Source organism: Enterovibrio norvegicus DSM 15893, assembly GCF_900115495.1.
Taxonomy (GTDB): Bacteria; Pseudomonadota; Gammaproteobacteria; order Enterobacterales; family Vibrionaceae; genus Enterovibrio; species Enterovibrio norvegicus.
The window spans coordinates 26489-36009 of record NZ_FOWR01000020.1 but is presented as its reverse complement, the minus strand read 5'-3'; the positions used below and the strand labels follow the sequence as shown (position 1 = coordinate 36009).

The window sequence follows — 9521 nt, the reverse complement described above, 5'->3', positions numbered from 1 at the left end:
AAATCCGGCTCCCGCAACCACATTACGTTATTCGACGTTACGTCGTGTAACTATGCGACACTAGCTCAGCTGGTAGAGCGCAACCTTGCCAAGGTTGAGGTCACGAGTTCGAACCTCGTGTGTCGCTCCAAATTTTTCTCTTCGGAGAAGCAGCTTCTGATTCGTCGGAAGTGCAACACGCAAGGAACTCTTGCCAAGGTTGAGGTCACGCCTAAGCCTTGAAGATCGGGAACCTCGTGTGTCGCTCCAAACATTGACTTTCATTTTGATGAAAGTAAGTATGCAGAAATGCATGCGACGATGGTGCCTATCATCGCAATAAAGAATTGCGTGCCCTGGTGGTGGAATTGGTAGACACAAGGGATTTAAAATCCCTCGACGTTCGCGTTGTGCCGGTTCAAGTCCGGCCCGGGGCACCATCTATAACGACGGCTCACAAGCTTGCTTGTGGGCCGTTTTTATTTTCCGCGCTCTACATTCTCATCCATGGTCTTTGACCTTTACGCCTTGTTGCGTTTCAAGACCAGCATCAGTGCTTCTTACAAAACGCTCACCTGAAACCCTCGTACTCTTTTTTAAAAGCCGTATATAGCGTCCTAGATATTACTCTGAGAGGCATTCTTTCTATTCCATCGTAATGGAACTGTGTATCTCATATCGCTAGACGTTGCTACATGTCGTTATAGCGAGAGAGTGATGTGGTTTTACTTTAAGGGACTGTTGTAAGCCGTTTTGTGTTTATCTTGAGTTTTCTTCCCTTGTCTTCTTGGCGCACAATGAAGACCCTCATGATTGAATATTCGGTATACCGATCGTGGTGTGGATAAACATATAGCGAAAGATTCACTGAGAGGTGAGCTGAATTGGTGTTAAAGATGCGTTCTCTCGGCTTAAGCAACACTGACATATTTTTGAAGGGGAGCAGCCATGCTTTCCTCGTGCAGATCAATTTACACTGTCGCTCCCTTTACTTTTTTGTCGCTTTCTATCTGAGCCATAGTGAGCAAATAGTGTCAAAGAGAGCGGAGGATCGTGTTTTATGATCGCTTAGGATCCTTTTTTCGATCATGTGATAGGTAAGAAAGGATCCTTATTCATTGATCATTGAAGTCGACATTCATTGAGAGAGATGCAGGGAATTTTAACAAATAGATCTGAATATAAGATCGTTCATTACGCTGACCTAGGTAAGGTAAATTAAAACGGTTATTCAAAGACAGCAGATATTTATAAGGCTTACGCTGCACCCTTGGTGCGGCAGTTGTGCGGCAGTTGTACTGCATCAGGGCTCTACGAGACTGTATGATAGAACACGCTGTGTAGGTTGGGTTAGTGAGGGGAAATAAGCTGATATTCTGCGTAAAGGATCCTTGGATTTAGCATCGAAACTGATACGAATATTAATTGGAATTCGAATGATAAGGAAAAAATGATCGCAATGAATAATGGCAGACGATCTTTATCTTCGATCTTCGTTTTTGATAAACTAGTTATAAAAGTGAAATAATATTTAACAGATATGTGGCATTAAAGAGAATGTTTGTTATCCTTTGACAGGATGGTGTATTTATTAGCCACCTTCGTAATCTAGAACGTTATCTAAAACGCGGTTGAGAGCCAGTAATTATGGATGCAGAAACAATTGTCATGGAATCTGGTGTGGTATTGCCAAAGTTAACCAATCCGACTGGAGATTTAGGACACGGTTTTCAAACCGGAAATTTACTGTTTATTTCATATCAAGGACCTCACTCCACAACGGGGAAAGTAGGTCAGAATATTTCTGTTGAAGATGCTTATGAGTACTCGAGAGAGATCGGCTTATACTTGTTGTCGGCTATTCAGCATGATTTAGGATCATTAAATAACGTCGCTCGCGTTGTTAAAGTGATAGGCCTGGTTAACAGTGACCCATCATTTATTAACCACCCTAAAGTCATTGAAGGCTGTTCAGATCTTTTTGATGAAATATTCGGTGAAACTGAAAAAGACTCGCGTATTGCTGTGGGGGTGAGTTCGTTACCTGACAATATGCCAGTAGAGATTGAAGCCGTTTTTGAAGTTCGAACGCCGTGTAAAATAGCGTCTTAATATCTGTCCTGCCTTTTTGCTGTGTGTATCTGACTTCTCAGATGCAAAGACGGCTGTGCCCTGCATTTCTCGTATCTCGCTTTCCTATCCTCATAAATAATATATTTAACAGTATGTTAAACCCATTTTGAGTATTAACCATGTAAATATAGTGGTTTAATATCAAAGTAGGCAAGGCTGCATACGTTTTAAGGCTGTTAAAACCCCACAACAAAATTGAGTGTTATTTTTTATCAATTGGTTAAAGAATTTTCTTGTGTTCGAAAATCACGCTGTGTTACCTTTCGCAACAATCTCGAACATCAGTTTTTCGGGGCACACGTGACAATCTGTAAATTCACAGAATGTTGCAAGTAGGTACTGGAGATTTCACTCCAGTAGAAGGGCATTGATAGAGCTGTCCGGCCGAGAGGTTAGGGGCATATTGAGGAACCCAACAGTGATTAAGTTATCCACTCACTTCGCTTTCGTTTTACCACATTCCAGTATTATTACTGAGCCTTGATCATCCCGATCAATTGAGGCTTTAATCTCGCGTTGACCAAACATATGAATGTATTTATGTGCTTAGCTGCGTGCGTTTTCTTTGCCTCTACCACACGTTTGCCTCCGCGCCGTGAACGATCACGCGCACAGGTTAATGCTCTTCAATAAAAGAGCGTGTGTTTCATTTGACACTTATATCTCCAAGAACTCATCGTTCATGCCATTTAGGTTGTTCGTTCGAGGAAGATGTTCTTGAAGAAGTCGGATGATAAGACAAGGATGAACATTGTAATTATGAACTACACCACCGACACTTTGGGCGAAAACATTGAAAGCCCAATCCCTGTTTTACAGGGCCTGCACGATTTAACGCCCGATGAGCTATTACTCAGCCAAGAGCACTATGAGTCTGAAGTCCGTTCTTATCCGCGCCGACTGCCCGTTGCGATTGCTAAAGCATCAGGGGTTCTTGTGGAAGACAGCCGTGGCCAAACGTATCTCGACTGCCTTGCAGGCGCGGGTACACTAACCCTAGGTTATAACCATCCAGAAATTAATCAGGCATTGATTGAGCAGTTAAACGCCGGTATTCCGTATCAAACGCTCGATATCACGACTCCTGCTAAAGACCACTTCATTCGCGAATTGATGGCATTTCTGCCGCAAGATTTCTCTGAAAATACCAAAGTGCAGTTTTGTGGGCCTTCTGGTGCCGATGCGGTCGAAGCCGCTATTAAGTTGGCAAAACAAACCACGGGCCGAAATACCATTGCTGCATTTCATGGTGCTTATCATGGTATGACCAATGGCACGATGGCAATGATGGGTAACCTTGGCACTAAATCACGCCGCCAAGGTTTAATGGCGGATGTACACTTTCTGCCATTTCCTTACGATCTACGCTGTCCGTTTGGTCTTCAAGGCGAGCAAGGCGCACGCCAAGGGCTTCGCTACATTGAGCGTATGCTGGCAGACGACGAAAGCGGTGTTCAAAAACCTGCAGCCATCATCGTCGAGCCTGTGCAAGGCGAGGGTGGTGTGATTCCAGCCCCTGCGTTTTGGCTACAAGAGTTACGCCGTATTACCGAAGAAAATGGCATTTTGCTGATCTTCGATGAAATCCAGTGTGGTATCGGCAAAACTGGCGAGCATTTTGCGTTTGAAGAATCTGGCGTTAAACCCGACATCTTATGCCTATCAAAAGCCGTTGGCGGCGGCTTACCAATGTCATTGTTGGTGTTTGATAAGGAAATTGATACCTGGTTGCCAGGTGAGCACACTGGCACGTTCCGTGGCAACCAACTTGCCATGGTTTCAGGTGCGAAAGCGATGGAAATCATTCGTCGCGATAATCTTGCAAATAAGGCCAAAATCACCGGTGATTATCTTCGCCGTGGACTTGAAAAGATCGCACTTACTACAAGTTGCATCGCTGAAGTGCGTGGCAAAGGCCTCATGCTGGGCGTTGAAATTTGTGACCCTGAGGGTGGCAAAAACAAGTTTGGCGAACCGCTTTCCGCCCCTGAATTAACCATCGCTATTCAGCGTGCTGCACTTGAGCGTGGTCTTATCATCGAAAAAGGTGGACGTGAAGGCTCAGTGCTTCGTTTCTTACCGCCGATCATTATTACGTTCGAGCAAATAGACTTTGCGCTAAAGGCGTTGCAAGACGCGATTGAATCATTGGTTGAACCGACACAAGCGGTTCAGCCTGCCGATACGTTGCAACAGAACTGGCGTGATCACTTTATCCATACCGGTAAAGATGGCGCAGAGAGTTTTGAAGCGGCGATGAACGCAACCACACAAGCACTGAAGAAGATCTTCGAAAACACCGAATCGCCTTACAGCGGCATTGACCCTACGGTGTTGGCCTCTCAAATTCGCCATGCGAACTTGGGTGAAACACCGCAGTCATTGGATGACGTGATTGAAGAAACCAGCGAACTGATCGCGAAGAACTCGATCATTGTTCAGCATCCTCATTGTATTGCTCATTTGCACACGCCGCCTTTGATTCCCGCTGTTGCGGCAGAAGCCTTTATCACGGCGTTGAACCAATCGATGGATTCGTGGGATCAAGCCAGTGCGGCAACCTTCGTTGAGCAAGAAGTGACGGATTGGTTATGCCAGCGCTTTGGCTTTGATGAAAAAGCTGATGGCGTGTTCACCAGTGGCGGCACGCAAAGTAACTTGATGGGTTTGTTGATGGCGCGAGATAACGCTATCGAGAAGATCTCAGGGACGGATGTTCAAAAAGACGGCTTGCCAGATTACGCGGATAAACTGCGTGTTATTAGCTCTAAAAACTCGCATTTTACCATGCAAAAATCCGCGTCATTGTTGGGACTAGGTGAGCACGCAGTTATCTGTGTCGATACTTACAGCGACGGCACCATGGACATTGAGTCTGCCGATGCGACATTGGCTGCGTTGAAAGCCGAAGGCTTGATTCCTTTCGCGATCACAGGCACAGCGGGTACGACTGATCACGGTGCGATTGACGATCTAGACGATGTCGCGATGTTGGCGGAAAAACACGGCCTATGGATGCACGTTGATGCGGCCTATGGCGGTGCCTTAATGCTGAGTCGACACCATGCGCGTCTAGAAGGCATTGAACGCGCTGATTCGTTGACCATCGATTTCCACAAAATGTTCTTCCAGCCAATCAGTTGTGGTGCGGTGATCCTCAAAGACAAAAACCACTTTGGGTATATTCGCCACCATGCCGACTACCTCAACCGTGAAGAAGACGTTCTACCAAACTTGGTTGATAAGTCTATTGCGACAACGCGCCGCTTCGACGCACTCAAACTTTGGATGACGTTGCAGAACGTCGGGCCGCAAGCGCTCGGTTCTATGGTTGATCACTTGTTAAACCAAACGCAGCTTGTGGCTGACATGGTCAACAACCGATCTCAGTTTGAACTGCTGGCAGCACCGTGTTTGTCGACGGTTCTGTTTAGATATGTGGGCGTGAATCAAGGTCTCGATCTTGATTACCTCAACAAGCAAATCCGATTAGACGCTCTGGTGAAAGGGCGCGCCGTCGTGGGTGAAACCGTGGTGGATGGAAACGTGGCACTCAAGTTCACGCTCCTCAATCCATGTTTGAAACTCAGCGACTTCGATAGCTTGTTGAATGAATTAGAGAGCCTTGCTGACGATGCGGTTAAGCAAGTTCAGGGTTAAATATTGAGTTTGATGTCTTTGCTATATCGCTGAGTAGTAAAGGCATCGCACTGTTTTAAAGACATATTGTCTTATAAGGAATGAAGAACATGGCAATTTTACAGATTGGTGCTGGCGGTGTTGGTTGGGTGATTGCGCATAAAGCAGCACAGAACAATGACGTATTGGGCGATATCACTATCGCATCGCGCACGGTCGCGAAGTGTGATGCGATCATCGCGTCGATCAAAGGGCGCAATAACTTAAAAGATTCAAGCTTGAAGCTGGAATCACGTGCTGTTGATGCAGATGATGTTGATGCGCTTGTTGCGCTGATCCAAGACGTAAAACCTGACTTGGTGATCAATGCGGGTCCTCCATGGGTCAATATGGCGATCATGGAAGCGTGTTACCAAGCGAAAGTGTCATACCTTGATACTTCTGTGGCGGTCGATCTTTGCTCTGAAGGTCAGCAAGTGCCTCAAGCTTATGATTGGCAATGGGGCTACCGTGAGAAATTTGAAGAAGCAGGTATCACGGGCATTTTAGGCGCAGGTTTTGATCCAGGTGTCGTGAGTGTGTTTGCGGCCTATGCCGTCAAACACTTGTTTGATGAGATTGATTCAATCGATGTCATGGACGTGAACGCAGGCGACCACGGTAAGAAGTTTGCGACCAACTTCGACCCTGAAACCAACATGCTAGAAATCCAAGGTGATTCTTTCTATTGGGAGAATGGCGAATGGAAACAAGTGGCGTGTCATACCCGCATGATGGAATTTGAATTCCCGCTTGTTGGCAGCCATAAAGTTTACTCAATGGCGCACGACGAAGTGCGTTCAATGAAAGAGTTCATCCCTGCAAAACGTATCGAGTTTTGGATGGGCTTTGGCGATGCATACCTGAACTACTTCAACTGCATGCGTGATATCGGCCTATTGAGCCCAGAGGCAGTCACCCTGCAAGACGGTACTGTGGTTGAGCCGCTGAAAGTATTGAAAGCACTGCTGCCAGATCCAACATCTTTAGCGCCGGGTTACACAGGAAAAACCTGTATTGGTTCATGGGTGCAAGGCAAAAAAGACGGTAAAGCGCGTAGCGTGTTCATCTACAACAATGCCGATCACGAAGTGGCTTACAAAGACGTTGAGCATCAGGCAATCGCCTACACCACCGGTGTTCCTGCGATCACTGCGGCATTGCTTTACTTTAAAGGTGCATGGAGCGGTAAGGGCGTGTTCAATATGGAGCAGCTTGACCCAGACCCATTCCTCGAATTGATGCCATCGATTGGCCTTGATTGGGGTGTTGAAGAGTTAGAGCCTCAAGCGCCTGTCATCAATATCCTTAAGTAAATTTGCTAATGAAGCCTGCGATGTTTTCGTGAAACATCGCAGGCTTTTTGTGAGAAGAACAATGAATTCATCATCGTTAAAAACACCTTATTTTCTGATTGATGAAGATAAGCTGATTCGAAATCTTGAAATAGCCAAACGCTTAAAAGAACTTTCCGGCGTGAAGCTGGTTCTTGCACTCAAATGTTTTTCTACATGGGGTGTGTTTGACATCATCAAACCCTACCTTGATGGCACCACGAGCAGTGGCCCGTATGAAGTAAAGCTAGGCCATGAAACCTTTGGCGGTGAAACACATGCTTATAGCGTGGGCTACAGCGAAGATGACGTGCGCGAGGTTGCAGACATTTGTGACAAGCTGATCTTTAACAGCCAATCACAACTGAAAGCGCATCGTCACTTGGTGGAAGGTAAAGCGTCGTTAGGGCTTCGTTTAAATCCTGGTGTGAGTTATGCAGGACAAGATCTTGCGGATCCCGCGCGTCAGTTTTCCCGTCTTGGCGTTCATGCTGACAAGATCGACCCTGAGGTGTTTGCATCGTTGAATGGCGTGATGTTCCACATGAACTGTGAAAACAAAGATGTGGATGCGTTCATTGGTTTATTAGATGCTATTTCGGCTAAGTTTGGCACTTATCTCGACTCGCTAGAATGGGTGAGCTTGGGTGGCGGTGTGTTCTTCACATGGCCAGGGTATGACGTTGAAAAACTCGCGGCAGCCCTGAAAGTGTTCAGTGAACGACATGGCGTTCAGCTGTATCTTGAGCCGGGTGAAGCCATTATCACCCAGACGACGGACCTTGTTGTCACTGTGGTTGATATCGTCGAAAACGACATGCAAACCGCCATTGTAGACAGCGCGACGGAAGCGCACCGTTTGGATACCTTGATCTATAACGAGCCTGCCTCCATTGAGGAAGCCTCGGAAAACGGTGAACACACATACGTGATTGGCAGTTGTTCATGTTTGGCGGGCGATCAGTTCTGTGTGGCGAATTTTGATGAGCCATTAAGCATTGGGCAACGCTTGCACATTTCCGACAGCGCGGGATACACAATGGTGAAACTTAACTGGTTCAATGGCCTTCGGATGCCCTCGATTTATTGTCAGCGAAGCAGTGGTGAGATTCAGTTGATGAACGAATTTGACTATCAAGATTTCAAACGAACCTTGTCTCAATGGCCTGTTCGCTAAGAAAGGCCAATTGAAATCATCATCTAACGATCGGATATTCGTCGAATAAATACAAATATGAGCGCCTAGTGCGCTCTTTTTTATCGATATTTTTGATGTAACTCTGAGTGTTATTCCTCGATCATGGCGCTCTTCGATGTATTCAAATATAAAGAAGATGATCATGAATGGAGGATACGACATGGATGCGTTCTTGCTTATGATTGTCATCGTTGCCGCTGTTTTAGCAGTGAGAACATGTCGTAGTTATGTCGCTTACCAAGCTCAGCTACGCGAATTCGAAGTCAATCATCAAAAATCATCAGGGCTGCACAAGGCCTACCAGAAAGAAATTGAAGCACTGAAACAAGGCAATGACCTGAACGAGGCAGACGTTTCAAGCCAAAATACACATTCGCTTTGTCTGCAAAAATAAGATGTTTCTGCTTTTGGATTAGAGGGAAAGAAAATGCTTTCTCTCTTCGCTGTCGAATTTCTCTATCGCATATCGAAGCATGGTGCGAGGTATGACGGCGATATGTGTCGTTAAAAAGGCGCGTAACCCTTCAACGTCTCTTTTCCCTACATCACGTAACATCCACCCCGACACTTTGTGAATTAAATCTTCTTTGTCTGTCAGGTATTTTTCTGCAAGGGCATAGGTGTCTTCAAATTCGTTGAGCCGAATAAACGTAAAGGTCGCCATCATGGCGATGCGTCTTTCCCAAATTGATTCAGAGTCCGAGAGTGTATAAAGCACAGCTCTGTCTTTATCTGCCAGATACCCACCTACGATATGGTGCGCTGAACTATCAACCAAATCCCAATTGTTAATACGATGGGTGTGAGAAAGATAGAAATTGTATATGGCGGTGCGGTCATACCCTTTGGCTTTTTTAAACTGTTCAGAAAGCAGGATAACCGCCAACAAGCGTATCTCATGCCATTCGCTTTCTAACAAGGTACGGATTGTCTCTAAAGAGGCATTGATGTGTGCTTTTACGCAGGTTCGAAGGGTGGGTACGCGCACACCGATAAATCGATCGCCTTCACCGTATTCGCCGGGGCCTGATTTGAAAAAACGCTGTGCGTTTTGAGCAAGTTCTTCATCACCAAGTGCTTTTATCGCTTCGATAATGGTGCTGGCATTGTTCATTACTTGTCCTTTTACCCCGCGAATTGAAGAGAGAGGGCGGGGTTAGTTTATTTGAAAAGGGCCCAATGAAATAGTGAGCTCCAAC

The 9521-nt window shown here is 45.9% G+C and carries 6 protein-coding genes and 2 tRNA genes; 7 read left to right on the top strand and 1 reads right to left on the bottom strand.

All coding sequences use genetic code 11. The features are described from left to right. The first annotated feature begins 54 nt into the window (after positions 1-54). The 7 genes from BM082_RS13775 to BM082_RS13745 all read left to right on the top strand — a co-directional run bounded on the left by BM082_RS13775 (position 55) and on the right by BM082_RS13745 (position 8716). Positions 55-130: transfer RNA gene (locus tag BM082_RS13775), tRNA-Gly, on the top strand. 202 nt (positions 131-332) lie between these two features. Then, positions 333-419, top strand: a tRNA-Leu gene (locus BM082_RS13770). Between the two features lie 1207 nt (positions 420-1626). Next, a complete protein-coding gene (locus tag BM082_RS13765; protein ID WP_074927337.1) occupies positions 1627-2091 on the top strand; it encodes a RidA family protein in 465 nt (154 codons plus the stop codon). Between the two features lie 765 nt (positions 2092-2856). Beyond that, the gene (locus BM082_RS13760) at positions 2857-5772 is read left to right on the top strand and encodes a pyridoxal phosphate-dependent class III aminotransferase (RefSeq protein ID WP_039735468.1); all 2916 of its coding nucleotides are present in this window, start codon (positions 2857-2859) and stop codon (positions 5770-5772) included. Between the two features lie 89 nt (positions 5773-5861). Further along, a complete protein-coding gene (locus tag BM082_RS13755) occupies positions 5862-7106 on the top strand; it encodes a carboxynorspermidine synthase (protein ID WP_074927335.1) in 1245 nt (414 codons plus the stop codon). A 61-nt stretch (positions 7107-7167) separates the two neighbouring features. Then, positions 7168-8301 carry a carboxynorspermidine decarboxylase gene (gene nspC / locus BM082_RS13750; RefSeq protein WP_074927333.1) on the top strand — a complete coding sequence of 378 codons (1134 nt, stop codon included), beginning with the start codon at positions 7168-7170 and terminating at the stop codon, positions 8299-8301. Positions 8302-8482: 181 nt separating this feature from the next. Further along, positions 8483-8716, top strand: coding sequence for a hypothetical protein (locus BM082_RS13745; RefSeq protein ID WP_017008302.1), 234 nt, complete (start codon positions 8483-8485; stop codon positions 8714-8716). A gap of 18 nt (positions 8717-8734) precedes the next feature. Here the strand turns inward: BM082_RS13745 and BM082_RS13740 are convergent, their stop codons facing one another. Then, a complete protein-coding gene (locus BM082_RS13740) occupies positions 8735-9436 on the bottom strand; it encodes a DNA alkylation repair protein (protein ID WP_074927331.1) in 702 nt (233 codons plus the stop codon). Positions 9437-9521: the final 85 nt, after the last annotated feature.

Excerpts from the sequence above, each read along its gene's own strand:
- BM082_RS13765 (WP_074927337.1), top strand. The coding sequence starts at position 1,627 with ATGGATGCAGAAACAATTGTCATGGAATCTGGTGTGGTATTGCCAAAG.
- BM082_RS13760 (WP_039735468.1), top strand. The coding sequence starts at position 2,857 with ATGAACATTGTAATTATGAACTACACCACCGACACTTTGGGCGAAAAC.
- BM082_RS13755 (WP_074927335.1), top strand. The coding sequence starts at position 5,862 with ATGGCAATTTTACAGATTGGTGCTGGCGGTGTTGGTTGGGTGATTGCG.
- nspC (WP_074927333.1), top strand. The coding sequence starts at position 7,168 with ATGAATTCATCATCGTTAAAAACACCTTATTTTCTGATTGATGAAGAT.
- BM082_RS13745 (WP_017008302.1), top strand. The coding sequence starts at position 8,483 with ATGGATGCGTTCTTGCTTATGATTGTCATCGTTGCCGCTGTTTTAGCA.
- BM082_RS13740 (WP_074927331.1), bottom strand. The coding sequence starts at position 9,436 with ATGAACAATGCCAGCACCATTATCGAAGCGATAAAAGCACTTGGTGAT.